At 72.9% G+C, this 20,442-nt stretch carries 19 protein-coding genes; 13 read left to right on the top strand and 6 right to left on the bottom strand.

Annotated features, from left to right (window positions below; all coding sequences use genetic code 11):
- Nucleotides 1-162: 162 nt before the first annotated feature.
- From SCAB_RS34930 to SCAB_RS45480, 3 genes are all read left to right on the top strand, one after another.
- Nucleotides 163-4,038, top strand: a complete 3,876-nt coding sequence (locus SCAB_RS34930; RefSeq protein WP_041670011.1) for a Pls/PosA family non-ribosomal peptide synthetase — start codon at nt 163-165, stop codon at nt 4,036-4,038.
- A gap of 77 nt (nt 4,039-4,115) precedes the next feature.
- A complete protein-coding gene (locus SCAB_RS34925) occupies nt 4,116-5,507 on the top strand; it encodes a M1 family metallopeptidase (RefSeq protein ID WP_078580239.1) in 1,392 nt (463 codons plus the stop codon).
- Nucleotides 5,508-5,526: 19 nt separating this feature from the next.
- Complete coding sequence (locus SCAB_RS45480; RefSeq protein WP_078580365.1) at nt 5,527-5,961, top strand: YchJ family protein; 435 nt, start codon at nt 5,527-5,529, stop codon at nt 5,959-5,961.
- Nucleotides 5,962-5,989: 28 nt separating this feature from the next.
- Here the strand turns inward: SCAB_RS45480 and SCAB_RS34915 are convergent, their stop codons facing one another.
- Nucleotides 5,990-6,715, bottom strand: a complete 726-nt coding sequence (locus SCAB_RS34915; RefSeq protein ID WP_013004828.1) for a FadR/GntR family transcriptional regulator — start codon at nt 6,713-6,715, stop codon at nt 5,990-5,992.
- 142 nt (nt 6,716-6,857) lie between these two features.
- On the opposite strand from SCAB_RS34915, the gene SCAB_RS34910 reads away from it, so the two are divergent.
- Both SCAB_RS34910 and SCAB_RS34905 read left to right on the top strand, forming a co-directional pair.
- Complete coding sequence (locus SCAB_RS34910) at nt 6,858-7,376, top strand: gluconokinase (RefSeq protein WP_037725561.1); 519 nt, start codon at nt 6,858-6,860, stop codon at nt 7,374-7,376.
- Nucleotides 7,377-7,470: 94 nt separating this feature from the next.
- Nucleotides 7,471-8,868, top strand: coding sequence for a GntP family permease (locus tag SCAB_RS34905; RefSeq protein ID WP_013004826.1), 1,398 nt, complete (start codon nt 7,471-7,473; stop codon nt 8,866-8,868).
- Between the two features lie 73 nt (nt 8,869-8,941).
- Here the strand turns inward: SCAB_RS34905 and SCAB_RS34900 are convergent, their stop codons facing one another.
- The 3 genes from SCAB_RS34900 to SCAB_RS34890 all read right to left on the bottom strand — a co-directional run bounded on the left by SCAB_RS34900 (nt 8,942) and on the right by SCAB_RS34890 (nt 12,109).
- A complete protein-coding gene (locus tag SCAB_RS34900; RefSeq protein ID WP_013004825.1) occupies nt 8,942-9,565 on the bottom strand; it encodes a cytochrome b/b6 domain-containing protein in 624 nt (207 codons plus the stop codon).
- Nucleotides 9,549-10,322 (bottom strand): molybdopterin-dependent oxidoreductase, encoded by a 774-nt coding sequence (locus SCAB_RS34895; RefSeq protein WP_037725555.1) that lies wholly within the window; start codon nt 10,320-10,322, stop codon nt 9,549-9,551. Before SCAB_RS34895 ends, SCAB_RS34900 begins: the two co-directional genes overlap by 17 nt.
- A gap of 131 nt (nt 10,323-10,453) precedes the next feature.
- Nucleotides 10,454-12,109 (bottom strand): FAD-binding dehydrogenase, encoded by a 1,656-nt coding sequence (locus SCAB_RS34890; RefSeq protein WP_013004823.1) that lies wholly within the window; start codon nt 12,107-12,109, stop codon nt 10,454-10,456.
- Nucleotides 12,110-12,414: 305 nt separating this feature from the next.
- On the opposite strand from SCAB_RS34890, the gene SCAB_RS34885 reads away from it, so the two are divergent.
- The 8 genes from SCAB_RS34885 to SCAB_RS34850 all read left to right on the top strand — a co-directional run bounded on the left by SCAB_RS34885 (nt 12,415) and on the right by SCAB_RS34850 (nt 18,639).
- Nucleotides 12,415-13,317 carry a DMT family transporter gene (locus tag SCAB_RS34885; RefSeq protein ID WP_013004822.1) on the top strand — a complete coding sequence of 301 codons (903 nt, stop codon included), beginning with the start codon at nt 12,415-12,417 and terminating at the stop codon, nt 13,315-13,317.
- Between the two features lie 96 nt (nt 13,318-13,413).
- Complete coding sequence (locus SCAB_RS34880) at nt 13,414-13,929, top strand: NUDIX hydrolase (RefSeq protein ID WP_013004821.1); 516 nt, start codon at nt 13,414-13,416, stop codon at nt 13,927-13,929.
- A gap of 90 nt (nt 13,930-14,019) precedes the next feature.
- On the top strand, nt 14,020-14,412 hold the full coding sequence (locus tag SCAB_RS34875) for a YidH family protein (RefSeq protein ID WP_013004820.1): 393 nt from the start codon (nt 14,020-14,022) through the stop codon (nt 14,410-14,412).
- The gene (locus SCAB_RS34870; protein ID WP_013004819.1) at nt 14,409-14,741 is read left to right on the top strand and encodes a DUF202 domain-containing protein; all 333 of its coding nucleotides are present in this window, start codon (nt 14,409-14,411) and stop codon (nt 14,739-14,741) included. Before SCAB_RS34875 ends, SCAB_RS34870 begins: the two co-directional genes overlap by 4 nt.
- Before the next feature lie 143 nt (nt 14,742-14,884).
- The gene (locus tag SCAB_RS34865) at nt 14,885-15,181 is read left to right on the top strand and encodes a hypothetical protein (protein WP_037725554.1); all 297 of its coding nucleotides are present in this window, start codon (nt 14,885-14,887) and stop codon (nt 15,179-15,181) included.
- 138 nt (nt 15,182-15,319) lie between these two features.
- Entirely contained in the window at nt 15,320-16,231 is a 912-nt protein-coding gene (locus tag SCAB_RS34860) for an MBL fold metallo-hydrolase (protein ID WP_013004817.1), read from the top strand.
- Nucleotides 16,232-16,374: 143 nt separating this feature from the next.
- Nucleotides 16,375-17,409, top strand: a complete 1,035-nt coding sequence (locus SCAB_RS34855; protein WP_037725553.1) for a phosphotransferase family protein — start codon at nt 16,375-16,377, stop codon at nt 17,407-17,409.
- 6 nt (nt 17,410-17,415) lie between these two features.
- Nucleotides 17,416-18,639 carry an acyl-CoA dehydrogenase family protein gene (locus tag SCAB_RS34850; RefSeq protein WP_013004815.1) on the top strand — a complete coding sequence of 408 codons (1,224 nt, stop codon included), beginning with the start codon at nt 17,416-17,418 and terminating at the stop codon, nt 18,637-18,639.
- A 218-nt stretch (nt 18,640-18,857) separates the two neighbouring features.
- On the opposite strand, the gene SCAB_RS34845 is transcribed toward SCAB_RS34850, so the two are convergent.
- Together SCAB_RS34845 and SCAB_RS34840 are read right to left on the bottom strand one after the other, a co-directional pair.
- Complete coding sequence (locus SCAB_RS34845; RefSeq protein ID WP_013004814.1) at nt 18,858-19,451, bottom strand: TetR/AcrR family transcriptional regulator; 594 nt, start codon at nt 19,449-19,451, stop codon at nt 18,858-18,860.
- A 140-nt stretch (nt 19,452-19,591) separates the two neighbouring features.
- Entirely contained in the window at nt 19,592-20,356 is a 765-nt protein-coding gene (locus SCAB_RS34840; protein WP_037725552.1) for an SDR family oxidoreductase, read from the bottom strand.
- Between the last annotated feature and the right edge of the window lie 86 nt (nt 20,357-20,442).

Here is a 20,442-nt window from a genome sequence, read left to right as displayed (position 1 = left end):
GGGCCACCCGGTGGACGCCCCCGCTTGGCCGACACGACAGGCCGTAGTCACCCGAGCACTAGAGTATTGGGCTTGTTCGGTGCCGATACGGAAATATCCCCAGGCAGACCTGCGGGCCCGTCGGCGCCCCCGGATGGTCCGGGTTCGAGAGGCGAGGATCCGATGGCCGCCGTGCACGAGAGTCCTGATCTGGCGCTGCTCGACGGGGAGCTGGCGGAGGCGACCGGGGGGTTCGACGGGGCGGCGCTGTTCTCGGCCGGACCGGCGGCCTCGCCGCGCACGCTCGTGGACGTCTTCGAGGCGTCCGTGCGGTCGTACCCGGACGAGCCCGCGCTGGACGACGGGAAGCGGCGGCTGACCTACCGCGCGCTGGCGGTCGAGGTGGAGCACCTGCGGCAGCGCCTCGGGGCGGCCGGGGTCGGTCGGGGCGACCGGGTCGGGGTGCGGGTGCCGTCGGGCACGAACGACCTGTACGTCGCGATCCTCGCGGTACTGGCGGCCGGTGCCGCCTACGTGCCCGTCGACGCCGAGGACCCCGATGAGCGGGCCGAGCTGGTGTTCGGGGAGGCGGAAGTGCGGGCCGTCGTCGGGGCCGGGCACGAACTGACCCTCCACGGCGCGTCCGAGGTGCCCGCCGCCCGGCCCGGGGCCGGTGACGACGCGTGGATCATCTTCACCTCCGGGTCGACCGGGAAGCCCAAGGGCGTGGCCGTCACCCATCGCAGTGCCGCCGCGTTCGTGGACGCCGAGGCGGAGCTGTTCCTGACCGAGGAGCCGATCGGGCCCGGGGACCGGGTGATGGCCGGGCTGTCCGTGGCCTTCGACGCGTCCTGCGAGGAGATGTGGCTGGCCTGGCGGTACGGGGCCTGTCTGGTGCCGGTGCCGCGCGCTCAGGTCAGGAGCGGCGCCGATCTGGGGCCCTGGCTGGTCGAGCAGGAGATCACGGTCGTGTCGACCGTGCCGACGCTGGCCGCGCTCTGGGAGCCCGAGACCCTCAACGACGTCCGGCTGCTGATCTTCGGCGGTGAGGCCTGCCCGCCCGAGCTGGCGCAGCGGCTGGTGACGGAGGGCCGCGAGGTCTGGAACACCTACGGGCCGACCGAGGCCACCGTCGTCGCGTGCGCCTCGCTGATGTCCGGCGAGGAGCCGGTCCGGATCGGGCTGCCGCTCGACGGATGGGACCTGGCCGTCGTCGACGAGGCCGGGGAGCCGGTGCCGATGGGCGGCAGCGGGCAGCTCGTGATCGGCGGCGTGGGGCTCGCGCGGTATCTCGACGCCGAGAAGGACGCGGAGAAGTACGCGCCGCTGGAGTCGCTGGGCTGGGAGCGCGCGTATCGCAGCGGCGACCTGGTGAAGGCCGAGCCGGAGGGGCTGGTCTTCCTCGGGCGCGCCGACGAGCAGATCAAGCTCGGCGGACGGCGGATCGAGCTGGGCGAGGTCGACGCCGCGCTGCAGGCACTGCCCGGCGTCGCGAGCGCCGCGGCGGCCGTACGGACCGCGCGGAGCGGGAACCAGCTGCTCGTCGGCTATGTGGTCACCCAGGACGGATGGGACCAGGCGGCGGCCGTGGAGAAGCTGCGGGCGGAGCTGCCGGCCGCGTTGGTGCCGCTGCTGGCGCCGGTGGCGGAGCTGCCGACCCGGACCTCGGGGAAGGTGGACCGCAACGCCCTGCCGTGGCCGCTGGCGGAGCTGGAGAGCACCGGTCCGGCCGAGGAGCTGTACGGGACCGAGGCATGGCTCGCCGAGCAGTGGGCCGGGGTGCTGGGCGTCCCGGTCGGCGGCGCGGGCGACGACTTCTTCGCGATCGGCGGGGGCAGCCTGGCGGCCGCGCAGCTGACGACCCGGCTGCGGACCCGGTACCCGAGCGTCGCGGTGGTGGACATCTACCAGCGGCCCACCCTGCGCAAGCTGGCCCGGTATCTGGAGGAGTCGGGCGAACAGGACGGTCCGCGCCGGGCGGTGGAGCCCGTCCCCGTGCGGGCGCGGCTGGTCCAGTTCCTGCTGCTCCTGCCGCTGTTCACGCTGCTCGGGCTGCGGTGGGTCGTCCCGCTGGCGGCGCTCGGGAACCTGCTCGGGCCGTACGCCTGGCTGCCGACCGCGCCCTGGTGGGCCGTGGTGGCGGGGGCGGTGCTGCTGCACACCCCGCCGGGGCGGCTGGCGGTCGCGGCGGGCGGGGCGCGGCTGCTGCTGCGCGGCGTCGCGCCCGGGCGGTACGCGCGCGGCGGGAGCGTGCACCTGCGGCTGTGGGCGGCGGAGCGGCTGGCCGAGTTCAGCGGGGCGACCTCGCTGACCGGGGTGTGGCTGGAACGGTACGCGCGGGCGCTGGGCTGCCGGGTCGGTACGGACGTCGACCTGCACGCGCTGCCGCCGGTGACCGGGATGCTGAAGCTCGGACGGGGCGCGGCGGTGGAGTCCGAGGTGGACCTCTCCGGGTACTGGCTCGACGGGGACCGGCTGCAGGTCGGGACCGTCAAGGTCGGGGCCGGCGCGGTCGTGGGGACGCGCAGCATGCTGCTGCCGGGCGCGAGGGTCGGCAAGCGGGCCGAGGTGGCGCCCGGGTCTGCGGTGGCCGGGCAGATCCCCACGGGGCAGCGCTGGGCCGGGGCGCCGGCGGGCAAGCTGGGCAAGGCGAAGCGGAACTGGCCCAAGGAGCGGCCGCAGCGTGGCCTGTTCTGGCGGGTCTCGTACGGCGTGACGGGGTTCGGGCTGACCGCGCTGCCGGTGCTCGCCGGATGTGCCGCGCTGGCCGTGCTGGGTCTGTTCGTGGCCCCGGACGCCGGGCTCGGTGCGGCGATGCGGGGCGCTGCCCTCGGGCTGGTGCCGGCCACACTGGCGTTCGGGGCGGCGTACGCGCTGCTGCTGCTCGCGGCCGTACGGCTGCTGAGTCTGGGGCTGCGGGAGGGCACGCATCCCACGCACAGCCGGGTCGGGTGGCAGGCGTGGACGGTCACGCAGCTGATGGACCGGTCGCGGCAGACGCTGTTCCCGCTGTACGCCGGGCTGGTGACGCCGGTGTGGCTGCGGCTGCTGGGGATGCGGATCGGCAAGGGCGCCGAGGTGTCCACCGTCCTGGCGCTGCCGAGTCTGACGACGGTCGGCGACGGGGCGTTCCTCGCGGACGACACGCTGACCGCGCCGTACGAGCTGGGGGGCGGATGGCTGCGGATCGGGCGGGCGGAGATCGGGCGGCGGGCGTTCCTCGGGAACTCGGGGATGACCGCGCCGGGGCGGTCGGTGCCGGACGGCGGTCTGGTGGGGGTGCTGTCGGCGACGCCGAAGAAGGCCAAGAAGGGCAGCTCGTACCTCGGGCTGCCGCCGGTCAGGCTGCCCCGGTCGGCCGCGGACGGTGACCAGAGCCTGACGTACGAGCCGCCCAAGCGGCTGCTGTGGGCGCGGGCGCTGGTGGAGCTGTGCCGGATCGTGCCGGTGTTCTGCTCGGCGGGTCTGGCGCTGCTGACGGTGGCGGCGCTCAGCACGCTGGGCGGCTGGGCGTGGCTGCTGGGCGGGGTGGTGCTGCTCGGCGCCGGCGTTCTCGGATGTGCGCTCTCGATCGTCGCGAAGTGGCTGCTCGTGGGGCGGCACCACCGGGGCGAGCATCCGCTGTGGAGCGGTTTCGTGTGGCGCAACGAGCTGGCGGACACCTTCGTGGAGGTGCTGGCCGTGCCGTGGCTGGCCGGGGCGGTGCCGGGGACGCCGGTGCTGAACGTCTGGCTGCGCGGGCTCGGGGCGACCATCGGCCGGGGCGTGTGGGTGGAGAGTTACTGGCTGCCCGAGACCGACCTCGTCACGCTCGGCGACGGGGCGACGGTGAACCGGGGGTGCGTGCTGCAGACCCACCTCTTCCACGACCGGATCTTGCGGACGGATACTGTGGAACTCCGTGAGGGTGCCACCTTGGGCCCGGGCGGAATCGTCCTGCCCGGCAGTGTGGTCGGGGCCCGCACCACGCTGGGGCCGGCGTCGCTGGTCATGGCCGCGGAGTCCGTTCCCGACGACACCCGGTGGCTGGGCAACCCGATCGAGGCGTGGCGCCGCTGAGTGCGGCTCGTGCGGCGGCGGGGAACTCGGGGGACGATGGACGTCGTACGAATGCGGAGCGGGGAGCAGAAGCGGCAGTGGCGGTTCAGCAGTCAGTGGGTCCGGACCCGTACTTCCCGGCGAACGGTGATGCCCGTTACCGGGTGCATCGGTACGAGCTGGCTGTGGACTACCGGCCGGGGCCGAACCGGCTGTCCGGCACCGCGCGGCTCAATGCCATAGCGGGCCGGGCGGCGCTCACCGAGTTCCAGCTGAACCTCGCCGACTTCAAGATCGGCCGGATCCGGGTCGACGGCCGGGCTCCGCACTACACCCACCGGGGCGGGCGGCTGCGCGTCCGGCCCGCGAAGCCGGTCAGGCCGGGGGCCGCGTTCACCGTCGAGGTCCACTGGTCGGGCAATCCCAGGCCGGTGAACAGCCCCTGGGGCGGGCTCGGTTGGGAGGAGCTGACGGACGGGGCGCTGGTGGCGAGCCAGCCGGTCGGGGCGCCGTCCTGGTATCCGTGCAACGACCGGCCCGCCGACAAGGCCTCGTACCAGATCTCGGTGACGACGCCGTCCGCGTACCAGGTGGTGGCGGGCGGGCGGCTGCTCACCCGGACGGCGAAGGCGTCCACGACGACGTGGGTGTACGAGCAGTCGGCGCCGACGTCGAGCTATCTGGTGGGCCTGGCGATCGGCAAGTACCAGACGGTGCTGCTCGGCGACCCCGGGCCCGGCGGGGTGCCGCAGCACGGGCACATCCCGGCGCACCTGCTGACCGAGTTCTCGCGGGACTTCGCGCGGCAGCCCGCGATGATGGAGCTGTTCGAGGAGCTGTTCGGGCCGTATCCCTTCGGGGAGTACGCGGTCGTGGTGACCGAGGAGGAGCTCGATGTCCCGGTCGAGGCACAGGGGTTGTCGCTGTTCGGCGCCAACCACGTGGACGGGGCGAGGGGTTCGGAGCGGCTGGTCGCGCACGAGCTGGCACACCAGTGGTTCGGCAACAGCGTGTCCATCGCCGACTGGCGGCACATCTGGCTGAACGAGGGGTTCGCCAAGTACGCGGAGTGGCTGTGGTCGGAGCGCTCCGGCGGGCGCAGCGCGCAGCAACTGGCCGCCGCCGCGCACCAGAAGCTCGCCGCGCTCCCCCAGGATCTGCGGCTGGCGGACCCGGGCCGCAAGCTGATGTTCGACGACCGGCTCTACGAGCGCGGCGGTCTCACCGTCCACGCGGTGCGCTGCGCGCTGGGTGACGAGGCGTTCTTCCGTATGCTGCGCGGCTGGGCGGGCGTTCACCGCGGCGGCGCCGTCACGACGGCCGGCTTCACGGCCCACGCCGCCCGCTATGCGGACGGGCCGCTGGACGCCCTGTTCCGGGCCTGGCTCCAGGAGCCCGCGCTGCCGCCCCTGCCGTCCCCGCCGTCCGTCAGGGCTCCCGGGGTCCCGGCGCGGCCGCCGTATCCGCCGACGAACGCCGGGCCGGCGTAGGCGGGGCACAATGGCTGCCATGTCGTCGCGCCGCAGTGGTTCCAGGGCCGGGTCGAAGAGTGCCGCACGGGTCCCTTCGCCGGTCCCCCGCGCCTGCCCCTGCGGGCTGCCCGAGGCGTACGAGAGCTGTTGCGGGCGCCGGCACTCGGGGGCTGCCGCCGCGCCGACCGCCGAGGCGCTGATGCGGTCGCGGTACAGCGCGTTCGTGGTGCGCGACGAGGCGTATCTGCTGCGCAGCTGGCACCCCCGGACGCGGCCCGCCGCCGTCGACTTCGACACCACCATGCGCTGGACCGGTCTGGAGATCCTGGACACCGGGGACGGGTCGGCCTTCCACAGCACCGGCACGGTCACCTTCCGCGCCTCGTTCCGGGGCGGCTCGCTGCACGAGCGGAGCCGGTTCGAGCGGGTGGACGGGGCGTGGGTGTACGTGGACGGGGAGTTCCTGGACTAGGCGGCCTCGGCCCTTGCCCTGGCCCCGGTCAACCGGCGGCCGGGGAGCGGCCGCCCGGGGCCAGGATGTCGAGTTCCTGGAGGGCGCCCGCGGTGATCTCCCGGGTGAGGCGTTCGGCCCGGGGGGCGTCGTGTTCGCGGATGGCCTCGGCGACCTGGACGTGGAGGCTGACGGCGGCCGGGTCGGGGTCGTGGAACATGACGTCGTGGTGGGTGCGGCCGGCGAGGACCTCCTCGACGACGTCACCGAGACGGGCGAACATCTCGTTGCCGGAGGCGTCGAGGATCAGCCGGTGGAAGGCCACGTCGTGGTGGAGGTAGCCCTCCAGCTTGTGCCCGCGCGAGTGGGCGACCATCCCGATGGCGCACTCGGTGAGCGCGGCGCACTGCTCGGCCGTGGCGTGGCGCGCTGCGAGGCCCGCGGCGATCGGTTCGACGGCACCGCGCAGCACGGTCAGTGAGCGCAGCTGGCGGGGGCGGTCCGCGCCGGCCAGGCGCCACCGGATGACCTGCGGGTCGTAGACGTTCCACGCGGCGGACGGGCGGACGATCACGCCGACCCGGCGGCGGGACTCGACCAGGTGCATGGACTCCAGGACGCGGACCGCCTCCCGCATCACCGAGCGGGAGACCTCGAAGCCGTGGGCGAGTTCATCCGTGCGCAGCACGCTCCCGGGCGGGTACTCGCCCGCCGTGATCGCCGGTCCGAGGGTGTCCAGTACTCGGCCGTGCAGCCCCCGGCCCGCTGTGGTCATGGGGATCAGGGTACGAGGAGGAGAGGGCGAAGAAAAAGTCAGACTTATTTGGGTCCAGGGCTTGAATTCGTCGTACCTAATGGGCTTCAGTGGCGTCGACGTCGGGTGACGTTCAGATGTCGACGAAGACAGCGAGGTAGTGATGCGTACCCCTCATGTCGTCGTGGTGATGGGCGTGGCAGGAACCGGGAAGACCACGATCGGCCCCCTGCTCGCGTCCCGGCTCGGCGTTCCGTACGCCGAGGGCGACGACTTCCACCCCGAGGCCAACATCGCCAAGATGTCGGCCGGGACACCCCTGGACGACGCGGACCGGGGGCCGTGGCTTGACGCCGTCGGCGCGTGGGCCCACGGCCGGGACGGGCTCGGCGGGGTGGTCAGCTGTTCCGCGTTGAAGCGCGCCTACCGGGACCGGCTGCGGGCCGCCGCGCCCGGTGTCGTCTTCCTGCATCTCGCGGGTGACCGGGCGCTCGTCGAGGACCGGATGTCCCACCGGCAGGGCCACTTCATGCCGACGGCGCTGCTGGACTCGCAGTTCGCCACGCTCCAGCCGCTGGAGGCGGACGAGGCGGGCGTCGCGGTCGACGTGGCGGGCTCGCCCGAGGAGATCGCCGAACGGGCGGTCGAAGCGCTGCGGGAGATCGGTACGGCCGTGCCGTAGGGCCGCGGTCACCGGTTTCCCTCCGTTCCCCTCTCCACCTCCCCCACTTTCCACCTTCCCCACCTTCCCCACCTTCCCCACGCAAGGAATCACCGTGACCAGACTCAATGTCGAGCTGCTGGCAGCGGACCCCGTCGAGCCGATCACCTCGGCGGGACACGCGCAGCTGGGCCTGGCCGTACTGGCCGGCATCGCCGTGATCGTCGTCCTCATCACCAGGTTCAAGGTGCACGCCTTCCTGGCGCTGACCATCGGCTCGCTCGCGCTCGGCGCGTTCGCCGGGGCACCGCTGGACAAGGCGATCCTGAGCTTCACCACCGGGCTCGGGTCGACCGTGGCCGGGGTGGGTGTGCTCATCGCGCTCGGTGCGATCCTCGGCAAGCTGCTGGCGGACTCCGGGGGCGCCGACCAGATCGTGGACACCATCCTCGCCAGGGCCGGCGGGCGGGCGATGCCCTGGGCGATGGTGCTGATCGCCTCCGTGATCGGGCTGCCGCTGTTCTTCGAGGTCGGGATCGTCCTGCTGATCCCGGTGGTGCTGATGGTCGCCAAGCGCGGCAACTACTCGCTGATGCGCATCGGCATCCCGGCCCTCGCCGGTCTGTCCGTCATGCACGGGCTGATCCCGCCGCACCCGGGCCCGCTGGTCGCGATCGACGCGGTGAAGGCCAACCTGGGGGTCACGCTGGCTCTGGGGCTGCTGGTGGCGATACCGACCGTGATCATCGCCGGACCGCTGTTCTCGAAGTACGCGGCGCGCTGGGTGGACGTGCCCGTCCCCGAGCGCATGATCCCCGCGCGGGCCTCGGAGGAACTGGAGAAGCGGCCGGGGTTCGGCGCGACCATCGCGACCATGCTGCTGCCGGTGGTGCTCATGCTGGCCAAGGCGCTGGTGGACATCGTCGTGGACGATCCCGAGCAGCCGGTCCAGCGGGTCTTCGACGTGGCCGGTTCGCCGCTGATCGCGCTGCTCGCCTCCGTGATCGTGGGCATGTTCACGCTGGGGCGGGCGGCCGGGTTCACCAAGGAGCGGCTGGGCGCGACGGTCGAGAAGTCCCTCGCACCCATCGCGGGCATCCTGCTGATCGTGGGCGCCGGCGGCGGCTTCAAGCAGACCCTCATCGACTCCGGGGTCGGGCAGATGATCCTGGAGATCTCCGAGGACTGGTCGATCCCCGCGCTCGTGCTGGCCTGGCTGATCGCGGTCGCGATCCGGCTGGCCACCGGCTCGGCCACGGTGGCCACGATCTCGGCGGCGGGGCTGGTGGCCCCGCTCGCCGCGGACATGTCGACCACGCACACGGCCCTGCTGGTCCTGGCGATCGGCGCCGGCTCGCTGTTCTTCAGCCACGTCAACGACGCCGGGTTCTGGATGGTCAAGGAGTACTTCGGGATGACCGTCGGCCAGACCATCAAGAGCTGGTCGGTGATGGAGACGATCATCTCGGTGGTGGCGGGGGCGATCGTGCTGCTGCTGTCGCTGGTGATCTAGGGCCCGGCGTTCGGGCCGTGCCGGCTTCGGGCCGGGGAGGTGCGGTACCGGGGGCTCCCGGCCGTGTGCGGCGCTACGGCCGCCACAGCGGGTGTTCCCGGTCCGCCCATTCCCGGCTCACCGACCCGGTCCGCAGCCCCCGCCGTGCCTCGGGGTCGCCCAGGGCCATGCCGATGTGGCCGGCCAGGACGATGCCGATGGTCAGGGCCAGCCAGTCGTGGACGAAGGTCGCGCTGGTGCGCCACATCAGCGGGGTGAGGTGGGTGAACCACATCATCAGGCCGGTGGCGAGCATGACGAGGGTGGCGCCGGTGATCCAGGAGGCGTAGAGCTTCTGGCCGGCGTTGAACTTCGCGGCGGGGCGTGCGCCCGGGGTGCGGCGGCGGGCGGCGCGGAGCCAGACGCGGTCGTGCGGGCCCCAGCGGTTCAGCCGGCCGAGGTCCGCGCGGAACGCGCGGGAGGCCAGGCCCGCCAGGACGGGGAGCGGCAGGAGCAGCCCGGCCCACTGGTGGACCGTCACCACGAGCGCCCGGCGGCCGACCAGTTCGGCGAACGCGGGGATGTACAGGCAGGCCGCCGTGGCCACGCAGATGCCCATCAGGGCGGCCGTCGTGCGGTGGATCCAGCGCTCGGCGGCCGTGAAACGCGCGACCCGGGTCTGCGCCAGGACGGGGGGCTCCTCAAGTCGTCGGTGCATCGTCCCGCCCGTTCGATCGGCCGACCCACGCGTCGATGTCGTAGCCCCGCTCCTCCCAGTAGCCCGGCTCGACCTTCTTCGTGACCTCGATGCCGGAGAGCCATTTGGCCGACTTGTAGAAGTACATGGGGGCGACGTACAGCCGGACCGGACCGCCGTGGTTGTGGCTGATGTCCTTGTCCTGCATGCGCAGGGCGACGAGGACGTCGGCGCGGCGGGCCTGCTCCAGGGTGAGGCTCTCGGTGTACGCCCCGTCGAAGCAGGTGAAGCGGATCGCGCCCGCCGAGGCGCGTACCCCGGCCGCGTCCAGCAGCGTGGAGAGCCGTACGCCCTCGAAGGGGGTGTCCGGGACCCGCCAGCCGGTGACGCACTGCACGTCCTTGACCATCCGGGTCTGCGGGAGGGCGCGCAGGTCGGCGAGGGTGTAGGAGCCGGGCCTGTCGACCAGGCCGCCGACCGTGAGGCGGTAGTTCTTCGCGGTCCTGCGGGGGACGGACGCCGTCACCGAGTAGTAGCGGAAGCCGCCGCCGTTGGGGAGCAGACCGGTCAGACCGGTGGGGTCCTTCTCGGCCGCCTCGCCGAGGAACGCCTCCATGCCGCGCTGGAGGACGGGCGCGGCGACCACGCCGAGGGCGCCGAGTCCGAGGGTGCCGAGGAGGACCCGGCGGCCGACGGGCGCGCCGCGCCCCGGGTCCCTGTCCACGTCTTCGGGGTGTTCCGCCGGCGCCTGCCGCGCCACGGGATGTTCGGGGTTCACGTACTGATTCGAACATCCGCCGCCCCCGTCGGGCCAGCGACGGCGGAGATTCGTCAGAATTCCGTAAGCCTGCCGGGCCCTCGGCGCCCTTTTCCCGCGTGCGCCTCAGCCGGTCGCCTCAGCCGGTCGCCTCAGCCGGTCGCCTTCGCCGCCGCCCGGCCCGCCGTACGGCCCGAGAACAGGCAGCCGCCGAGGAACGTGCCCTCCAGCGAGCGGTAGCCGTGGACACCGCCGCCGCCGAAGCCCGCGGCCTCGCCCGCCGCGTACACGCCCTCCAGCGGGTCGCCGCCCTCGGTGAGGACGCGGGAGGACAGGTCGGTCTCCAGGCCGCCGAGGGTCTTGCGGGTCAGGATGTTCAGGCGGACGGCGATCAGCGGGCCGGCCTTGGGGTCGAGGATGCGGTGCGGGGCGGCGGTGCGGATGAGCTTGTCGCCGAGGTAGTTGCGGGCCCCGCGGATCGCCATCACCTGGAGGTCCTTGGTGAAGGGGTTGGCGACCTCCCGGTCCCGGGAGACGATCTCGCGGCGCAGCTCGGCCTCGTCGATCAGCGGTTCCTTCGTGAGGGCGTTCATCCCGCGGACGAGGGAGCCGAGGTCCTTCTCGACGACGAAGTCGACGCCGTGGTCCATGAACGCCTTCACCGGGCCGGGGACGTCCGCGCGGGCCCGGATGAAGACGTCCTTGACGGACCTACCGGTGAGGTCGGGGTTCTGCTCGGAGCCGGAGAGGGCGAACTCCTTGCCGATGATCTTCTGGTCGAGCACGAACCACGTGTAGTCGTAGCCGGTCTTCATGATGTGTTCGAGGGTGCCGAGGGTGTCGAAGCCCGGGAACAGCGGGACCGGGAGCCGCTTGCCGCGGGCGTCCAGCCAGAGCGAGGACGGGCCGGGCAGGACGCGGATGCCGTGGTTCTCCCAGATGGGGTTCCAGTTCTGGATGCCCTCGGTGTAGTGCCACATCCGGTCGCGGTTGATGAGGTGGGCGCCCGCCTCCTCGGCGATGCCGAGCATCCGGCCGTCGACGTGCGCGGGCACGCCGGAGATCATCTTCTCCGGGGGGCTGCCGAGCCGCTCGGGCCAGTTGGCGCGGACGAGGTCGTGGTTGCCGCCGATGCCGCCGGAGGTGACGATCACGGCCTGGGCCTTGAGTTCGAAGGCGCCGGTGACGGTGCGGGTGCTCGGCTGCCCGCGTTCGATCGCCGACGGCTCCAGGATCTCGCCGGTGACGGTGTCGACGGCGCCCGCGCTGCGCGACAGGCCGGTCACCCGGTGCCGGAACCTCAGCTGGACGAGCCCTCGGGCCACCCCCTCGCGCACCCGCCGCTCGAAGGGTTCGACGAGGCCGGGGCCGGTGCCCCAGGTGATGTGGAAGCGGGGGACGGAGTTGCCGTGTCCGTTGGCGTCGTAGCCGCCGCGCTCGGCCCAGCCGACGACCGGGAAGAACCGCACGCCCTGCCCGTGCAGCCAGGACCGCTTCTCACCGGCGGCGAAGTCGACGTACGCCTCGGCCCACTTGCGCGGCCAGTGGTCCTCCTCGCGGTCGAAGGCGGCCGTGCCCATCCAGTCCTGGAGGGCGAGCGCGTGGCTGTCCTTGATCCGCAGGCGGCGCTGCTCGGGCGAGTCGACGAAGAAGAGCCCGCCGAAGGACCAGTGCGCCTGGCCGCCGATCGACTGCTCCGGCTCCTGGTCGAGGAGGATCACCTTGCGGCCCGCGTCGACGAGCTCCGCGGTCGCCGCGAGCCCCGCGAGGCCCGCCCCGATCACGATCACATCTGCGTCGTACGACATTCGAGGACGTCCTCTCGGGAACGGGTCGGTCGAAGAAAGACAGGCCGAAGCAGGCCGGGCACGGCCTCGCGCCTTGTTACCGGCCGGTCAGCAGCGCTGGCCTCAGATCCTTCGGCAGAAGGAGCGACCTAGTCAACTGCCAAGGTGGGTCCGCTCCCGCCGACAGGTTCCGGCCGGGGCGGTTACAGTCGGTCCAATACGTATCGGTCCGCCCGCCGGGGCACAATTCGCTCCCCGGCCGGGATGCCTGGCGGATGCCCCGTGGCATTCCGCCGCGGCCCGCCCGACGACCCGAGGTACTCCGCGTGTCGGTTCTCGTTCTCCTCCTCGCCGTGGGCGCCGCCTGCTGTCTGGGCTTCGGCTTCGTCCTCCAGCAGCAGGCCGCCGCGCACGCCCCGCTGGGCGACTTCCTCTCGCCCCGGCTGCTGCTCGACCTGATCCGGGTGCCGCGCTGGCTCGGCGGGATCGGGCTGATGGTGTGCGGGATGGCGCTGGGCGCGGTCGCGCTCGGCCGGGGCGAGGTCACTCTCGTGGAGCCGATCCTCGCGACCAACCTCCTCTTCGCGCTCGCCCTCTCCCGCCGGCAGACCCGTCAGCCACTGGGCCGGCAGGGATGGGCGGGGCTGGTGCTGCTCGCGGGCGGGGTCACCGCGTTCATCGTCGCCGGGCAACCGGAGGGCGGGGCGGCGGTCGGCGGTGCCTTCCGGCAGTGGCTGATCATCGGTGTCATGGTGGGGCTCGCCCTGCTGCTCACCGCCTATGCGAAGCGGTCCCGCAGGAGCGCCGCACCGGTCCTCCTGGCGGTCGCCGCCGGGCTCCTGTACGGCGTCCAGGACGCGCTCACCCGGATCAGCGGGCAGCTGTTCGGCGCGGGCGGCTGGAGCGGGCTGCTCACCTCGTGGCAGCCGTACGGGGTCGTCCTGCTCGGGGTGACCGGGCTCCTCCTCGTGCAGAGCGCGTTCGAGGCGGCCCCGCTGCGGATGTCGCTGCCGGCGCTGACCGCCGCGCAGCCGCTGGCGGGGATCGCGTGCGGGGTGGGGTTCCTGGGGGACCGGCTGCGGACGGACCCGGGGGCGCTCGCGTGGGAGGCGGCCGGGCTGGCGGGGGCCGTGGTGGGAGTGGTGCTCCTCGGGATGCATCCGGCGATGCCGTGCGGCTCCGCCGGGGCACGGGAGGGCGTGGTGGGGGCGGGCGCGAGCGCCGTGTAGGCCGGGGGTGCGATGCGCGCGCCGGGTGCGACCGGGTGGGGTCGTGCGCGCGGAGGGGCTGCGTCGTCCGGTTCCCCGGGCGCCCACAATGGGGCCATGAGTGCCGCCGACGAGATCCTCGACATCGTGGACGAGAGCGACCAGGTCATCGGGCAGCTTCCGCGGGGGGAGGTGTATGCCCGGGGGCTACGGCATCGGGCCGTGTTCGTACTGGTCAGGGACGGTTCCGGGCGGCTGTTCGTGCATCGCCGGACCTCCACGAAGCTGGTCTTCCCCTCGCTGTACGACATGTTCGTGGGCGGGGTGGTGGGAGCCGGCGAGTCCTACGACGACGCGGCGCTGCGCGAGGCCGAGGAGGAGCTGGGTGTCTCGGGGCTGCCCCGGCCCGACCCGCTGTTCCGGTTCCTGTACGACGACGGGGCCGGGCGTACCTGGTGGTCGGCGGTGTACGAGGTGCGCTGCGAGCTGCCGGTGGACCCGCAGGCGGAGGAGGTCGCCTGGCACGGCTTCCTGACCGAGGCGGAGGTGCGGCGGCGGCTGGGCGAGTGGGAGTGGGTGCCGGACGGGGTGGCGGCGTACGAGCGGCTGAGGGCGCGGGAGAGCGCGGGATGACGGGCCTGTCCGCCGGATGACGGGCGGGGCCGCCGGGTGAGGGGTGGGAGGGCGACCTGCCCTCCGAAGGCGACCGGTAGTGTCCTGTACGTGATCGAATTTGCACGGAACGTCCGCCTCTGGTTCGTCCCCGAGGAGGTCCGGGCGGAGGGCCGGACCCCGGACTACCGGTTCTCCCTGGCCAACGAGCGGACGTTCCTGGCCTGGCTGCGCACCTCGCTCGCCCTGATCGGCGGCGGTTTCGCGGTGGACCAGTTCCTGCCGGACCTGCGCTGGGGCTGGCGCGTCGGGCTCGCCCTGGTCCTGCTGGGCTCCGGGGTGCTGTGCGCGTTGCGGGCGGTCAACCACTGGGTGCGCTGCGAGCGGGCGATGCGACGCGGGGAGGACCTTCCGGTGTCCCGTTTCCCGGCCGTGCTCGGCATCGTGGTCGCCGTGGTCGCCGTCGCCATGGTCGTCGTGGTCCTGCTCCGGCGGGAGGGGTGAGCCCGTCGTCCGCTCCCCCGGAGTCCGCCGACCGCGACCCCGGCCTGCAGCCCGAGCGGACCCGGCTCGCCTGGCGGCGTACGACCCTCACGGGTGCCGTGGTCGCCGTCCTCGCCGTCAAGTCCGCGCTGCACGGCGGGCCGTCGGCCGCCGGCATGGTGGCCGCGGCGCTGTGCGTGGTGGTGTGGCTGGGCTCCCTGGCGCTCGCCCATCGCCGTATCCAGGCCCTGGCGGCCTCCCGCCCGCCCGTCCTCACGACCCGGATCGCCACGACGGCCGCCCTGTGCGTGATCGCCCTCGCGGTGTGCGGCGCCGCCCTGGTGTTCTGACCGCGCGGGCGCGACGAGGAGCGGCCGGGCCCGTCGAAGCCCGGGCAGATCTTGGTCCTGTGCAGGGAGTTTCCAAAGGGATAATTGGGGCTTGTGTGACTAGCCTGGACGTGTCACCCCCTGTCCCACCGAAGGTGAGCGCGATGACCACCCTGCACCAGGAGCACCCCGTCCACGACCACGACCACGGCCCCGCCTGCGGGCACACCGCCGTGTCGCACGGGGACCACACCGACTACGCGCACGACGGGCATCTCCACCGCGAGCACTCCGGCCACTGGGACGAGTGCGAGCCGAGCGGGCACACCGCGCACGACGGGCACGGCCACGAGCACGGCGAGGACTGCGGGCACCAGGCGGTCACGCACGGGGACCACGTGGACTACGTGCACGACGGACACCGCCACGCCGCCCACGACGGGCACTGGGACGACCACTGACCGACGGCGCGTACGGCACATACGGCACGGGCGCCGCCGCCCGTGCCGCTTCCGTACCCCCGGTTTCCACCGGTTCGTCGCCGACTGGCAGGCTCTGACCACCAGTTGGCGACGACCGGGGGGACGAAAGGGGTCACGATGACCGCGGAAGAGCCGTACACCGTCGAGCTCGCGAGCGACGTGTACGCGTATGTGCAGCCGGACGGCGGCTGGTGCCTGAACAACTCGGGTTTCGTGAGCGACGGGACCACCACGCTGCTCGTGGACACGGCGGCGACCGAGCGCCGGACCCTCGCCCTGGGCGCCGCGCTGGACGCGACCGGCGTCCCGAGGCCCCGCCTCCTGGTCAACACCCACCACCACGGCGACCACACCTACGGCAACGGCCACTTCACCCCCGCCGCCACCCTCGTCTCGCACACGGCCTGCCGCCGCGAGGCGCTCGCCAGCGGACAGCACCTCCATCTGCTGTGGCCGGGCACCGACTTCGGCGATGTGGAGATCCGGGGCGCCGACCTGACGTACGACGACCGGGTGACGCTCCACGTCGGTGACATCGAGGCCGAGGTGATCCACCCCGGCGTCTCTCACACCGTCGGCGACTCCGTGGTGTGGCTGCCGCACCGGCGGGTGCTGTTCGCGGGGGACCTGGTCTTCGAGGGCGGGACGCCGTTCTTCCTGATGGGCTCGCTCAGCGGTTCGCTGCGGGCGCTGGCGCGCTTGCGCGAACTGGGCGCCGAGACCGTCGTCCCGGGGCACGGTCCGGTCACCGACCCGTCCGCGTTCGACCGGGCCGAGCGGTACATCCGGTTCGTGGCCGAGGTCGCGGGGAAGGCGCACGCGGCGGGCCTGACACCGCTGGAGGCCGCCCGGAGCACGGATCTCGGCGAGTACGCCGCGCTGCCCGAGAGCGAGCGGCTGGTGGCGAACCTGCACCGGGCCTACGCCGAACTGGACGGGCTGCCCGAGGGCGAGGGCGTCGACCCCTTCGCCGGGTTCATGGACATGGCCACCGTGAACGGCGGGGAGATGATGACCTGCCACGCCTGACGGCGGGTGGGCCGGGGGTGCGGACGTCCGGCGAAGGGTCCGATCGCGCCGAGACTCCGATCACTTTCGGGTCACCCACTGGACGACATACCGACCGGTCGGCATCATGGACGGGTCCCGGTACGCCGCGTGGAGGAGCGATGATGCACCCAGACCACCCGCCAGGTCTCGATCCCGACCGGCTCCGCGTCCTGCTCGACGCCGAGCGGCCCGGACTCGTGCGCGGTCCGCTCACCGGCCGGCTGATCGAGGGCGGACGGTCGAACCTGACGTACGAGGTCACGGACGGCACCGCGAAGTGGGTCGTACGGCGGCCCCCGCTGGGCCATGTGCTGGCGACCGCGCACGACATGAGACGCGAGCACCGGGTCATCAGCGCGCTGCACGCCACGGACGTGCCGGTGCCGAGTCCCGTGCTGTTCTGCGACGACGAGGACGTGCTCGGCGCGCCCTTCTACGTCATGGACTTCGTCGAGGGCACCCCCTACCGCACCGCCGAGCAGCTGGCCCCGCTCGGCCCGGAGCGCACCCGGGCCGCCGTGCTGAGCCTGGTCGACACCCTCGTCGAGCTGCACGCGGTGGACCCCGCCGAGGTGGGCCTCGCCGACTTCGGGCGCCCGGAGGGCTTCCTGGACCGGCAACTGCGGCGCTGGGGCAAGCAGTTGGACGCGTCCCGCAACCGCGACCTGGCCGGCATCGACGAACTGCACGCGGTGCTGGGACGCCGACTGCCCCACTCCCCCGCCCCCACGGTCGTGCACGGCGACTACCGCCTGGACAACGTGCTGCTCGGCGACGACGACCGGATCAGGGCCATCCTCGACTGGGAGATGTCCACGCTCGGCGATCCGCTCACCGACCTGGGCCTGCTGGTGATGTACAGCGTCCCGCTCGCCATGCCCGACTCCCCCGTCTCCACGACCGCGGCGGCCGCCGGACACCCGGACCCGTCCGAGATCGTGGAGCGGTACGCGGCCCGGTCGGGGCGTGACGTCTCCTCGGTGGCCTGGTACACGGCGTTCGCGTGGTTCAAGCTCGCCGTGATCCTGGAGGGCATCCACTACCGGTACACACTCGGCCAGACGGTCGGCCGCGGCTTCGACCGCATCGGCGACCTGGTCCCCGTCTTCATCGACCACGGCCTGACCACGCTCGGCGCCGGCACCCAGGAAGGCTGACCCGCCATGGACTTCGCATTCGACGCCCGCACGGAGGAGCTGCGCGCCAGGCTCCTCGCCTTCATGGACGCGTACGTGTACCCGGCCGAGGCTGTGGCCGAGGAGCAGCGGGCCCGGCTGGCCTCGCCGTGGGACACGCCCGCCGTGGTGGAGGAGCTGAAGGCAGAGGCCCGCCGGCAGGGCCTGTGGAACCTCTTCCTGCCCGACTCCGAGTACGGGGCGGGGCTCACGAACCTGCAGTACGCGCCGCTCGCCGAGATCACGGGCCGCTCCCCGCAGCTGGCGCCGACCGCGCTGAACTGCGCCGCGCCCGACACGGGGAACATGGAGGTGCTGAGCCAGTTCGGCGACGAGGCGCAGAAGAAGCAGTGGCTGGAGCCGCTGCTCGCCGGTGAGATCCGGTCGGCGTTCGCGATGACCGAACCGGAGGTGGCCTCCTCGGACGCCACCAACATCACCACGCTGATCGAGCGGGACGACGACGGCTCGGGCGACTACGTCGTCAACGGGCGCAAGTGGTACATCTCCGGGGCCATGAACCCCGACTGCAAGATCTTCATCGTCATGGGCAAGACGGACCCGGACGGGGCCGACATCCGCCGCCAGCAGTCGATGATCCTGGTCCCGCGCGACACTCCGGGTGTCACCGTGAAGCGGGCGATGCAGGTGTTCGGGTACGAGGACCACTCGCACGGCGGCCACGCCGAGGTGGTCTTCGAGAACGCGCGGGTGCCGGCCGCCAATCTGATCGGCGAGGAGGGCGGCGGTTTCGCCATCGCTCAGGCGCGGCTCGGTCCGGGCCGTATCCACCACTGCATGCGACTCATCGGGATGGCCGAACGGGCGATCGAGCTGATGTGCCGGCGCGCGGTGGCCCGGGAGGCGTTCGGCAAGGCGCTGGCGCAGCAGGGGGTCGTGCACAACTGGATCGCCGACGCGCGGGTGGCGGTGGAGCAGCTGCGGCTGCTGGTGCTGAAGACGGCGTGGATGATGGACACGGTGGGCAACAAGGGGGCCCACACGGAGATCCAGGCGATCAAGATCGCCACCCCGCGGACGGTGGTGGGCATCCTCGACCGGGCGATCCAGCTGCACGGCGCGGGGGGTGTCAGCCAGGACTTCCCGCTGGCCGAGCTGTACGCGGCGGCGCGGACGCTGATGATCGCGGACGGGCCGGACGAGGTGCACCAGCGGTCGCTGGCGCGGCGGGAGCTGAAGCGGTACGTGTGACCTGCGGTGCGGGGCCGGGCGCCTAGTGACTCGGGGGTGCGGGTTCGTCGGCGTGTGCGGGTGAGTGGGGGTTTCTCGCGCAGTTCCCCGCGCCCCTGAAGGCATGGGCCTGGCGGCCCAGCCTTCATGAAAAGCACGGGGCGCCGCCCCGGCGGCTTTTCAGGGGCGCGGGGAACTGCGCGACCAGCCCCCACCCACCCGCACCCGGCAACGCACCCCTACGGCCGGAGCGCGCGCAGGAGCAGGTCGGCCAGATGGTCCGCGACCTCCTGCGGGCCCATCGGCCCGTCGGGGCGGTACCACGTCGACAGGTGGTGGACCGAACCGAAGTGGTAGTCGACGACCAGGTCGGCCGGGGTCGCCCGCGAGAAGACGCCGGCCTCCTGCCCCTCCTCCACCAGCGCCCGGAACCGCTCGTGGTACCGCCGGCGTTCCGCGCGGACCTGCTTGTTCTTCTCCGGGCTCAGGTGGTGCATGGACCGGAAGAAGATCATCGCGTCGTCGAGGTTGTCGATGGTGGTGACGACGACATCGGCGGCGGCACCCCGCAGCCGTTCCTCGACGGGCGCGTCGGCACCCGCGAACGCGTCGAGCCGCTCCTGCTGGATGCGCAGCACGCGCGCGTACACCTCGTGCAGCAGATCGTCCTTGGAACCGAAGTAGTGGTACAGCGCACCCTTGGTGACGCCCGCCGCCTCGACGATCTCCTGCACCGAGGTGCGGTCGTAGCCCCGCTCGGCGAAGAGCCGGGTGGCGGCGGCGAGCAGCCGCTGCGGGACGGGCGTACCGTCTCCGTCCGTCGTCCTGGGCACTGCCGCCACCTGCCTTCCGAGGTTCTGTCGTCGCCTGCCGGTCGCCCGTCGGCCTCCGGCCGGTTCCGGACCGGCCGGAATCGGGCGCTTCCGCCGGAGGATCATCCCACCCTCCGGCCCGCGCCCGCCGGGCAGGGCGGTCAGCCGGTCGTCTCCCACTTCTGCTGGATGTGGTTCATGTTCGTCAGCCAGCGGTCCGGGTCGGCCGCCCTGGCCTGGTAGAAACCGGCCACCTCGGGGTGCGGCAGGATCAGGAAGCGGTCCTGGTCGATGCCCTCGAAGAGCGCGTCGGCCACGTCCTCCGGGTCGATCGCGGTCGGCGCGAGCACCAGGTCGCCCGCGCTGCCGGAGGCCGTCAGCATGTCGGTGCGCACACCCTGCGGGCAGATCGCGTGGACCTTGACGCCCCGGTGGCGGTAGGTGAGGGACAGCCATTCGGCGAAGGCGTACGCCCCGTGCTTGGTGACGCTGTAGGGCGCCGCGCCGATCATGGTGAGCAGCCCGGCGGCGGAGACCGTCGAGACGAAACGCCCGCTGCCCCGCTCCAGCCACGCCGGCAGCAGCTCGTGGGCCGCCCGGACGTGGGCCATGACGTTGACGTCCCAGGCCCGCGCCCAGACCTGCTCGTCGGCCGCCTCCGTCCCGCCGGAGGCGAGTCCGGCGTTCGCGCAGTACACGTCCACGGTGCCGCCGAGGGCCTCGCGCGCCGCCGGGACGACGGCGGACGCGTCCCCGGGGACCGCGATCCCGCCGATCTCGTCGGCCACGGCCTTCGCGCGGTCGCCGTCCAGGTCGTTCACGACGACCCGGGCGCCCTCCGCCGCGAACCGGCGGGCCAGGGCGGCCCCGATCCCGCCACCGGCGCCCGTGACGACCACACCCGCACCCTGCACGGCTCCCACGATCGGTCTCCTTCGCCTTCGCCTTCGACACGACGTATCGAGAATCGGTCCACCAGGACGACCAGACTAACCGGTCGGTATGTCCGTGA

The organism is Streptomyces scabiei 87.22, assembly GCF_000091305.1.
GTDB classification, from domain to species: domain Bacteria; phylum Actinomycetota; class Actinomycetes; order Streptomycetales; family Streptomycetaceae; genus Streptomyces; species Streptomyces scabiei.
The sequence above is the reverse complement of the archived record's forward strand: the minus strand, read 5'-3'. Positions and strand labels throughout refer to the sequence as shown.

What these genes read in the sequence shown, in the direction of transcription:
- SCAB_RS34930 (WP_041670011.1), top strand. Translation starts at nt 163, where the DNA reads ATGGCCGCCGTGCACGAGAGTCCTGATCTGGCGCTGCTCGACGGGGAG.
- SCAB_RS34855 (WP_037725553.1), top strand. Translation starts at nt 16,375, where the DNA reads ATGCACCCAGACCACCCGCCAGGTCTCGATCCCGACCGGCTCCGCGTC.
- SCAB_RS34910 (WP_037725561.1), top strand. Translation starts at nt 6,858, where the DNA reads ATGCGTACCCCTCATGTCGTCGTGGTGATGGGCGTGGCAGGAACCGGG.
- SCAB_RS34890 (WP_013004823.1), bottom strand. Translation starts at nt 12,109, where the DNA reads ATGTCGTACGACGCAGATGTGATCGTGATCGGGGCGGGCCTCGCGGGG.
- SCAB_RS45480 (WP_078580365.1), top strand. Translation starts at nt 5,527, where the DNA reads ATGTCGTCGCGCCGCAGTGGTTCCAGGGCCGGGTCGAAGAGTGCCGCA.
- SCAB_RS34865 (WP_037725554.1), top strand. Translation starts at nt 14,885, where the DNA reads ATGACCACCCTGCACCAGGAGCACCCCGTCCACGACCACGACCACGGC.
- SCAB_RS34850 (WP_013004815.1), top strand. Translation starts at nt 17,416, where the DNA reads ATGGACTTCGCATTCGACGCCCGCACGGAGGAGCTGCGCGCCAGGCTC.
- SCAB_RS34915 (WP_013004828.1), bottom strand. Translation starts at nt 6,715, where the DNA reads ATGACCACAGCGGGCCGGGGGCTGCACGGCCGAGTACTGGACACCCTC.
- SCAB_RS34900 (WP_013004825.1), bottom strand. Translation starts at nt 9,565, where the DNA reads ATGCACCGACGACTTGAGGAGCCCCCCGTCCTGGCGCAGACCCGGGTC.
- SCAB_RS34880 (WP_013004821.1), top strand. Translation starts at nt 13,414, where the DNA reads ATGAGTGCCGCCGACGAGATCCTCGACATCGTGGACGAGAGCGACCAG.
- SCAB_RS34860 (WP_013004817.1), top strand. Translation starts at nt 15,320, where the DNA reads ATGACCGCGGAAGAGCCGTACACCGTCGAGCTCGCGAGCGACGTGTAC.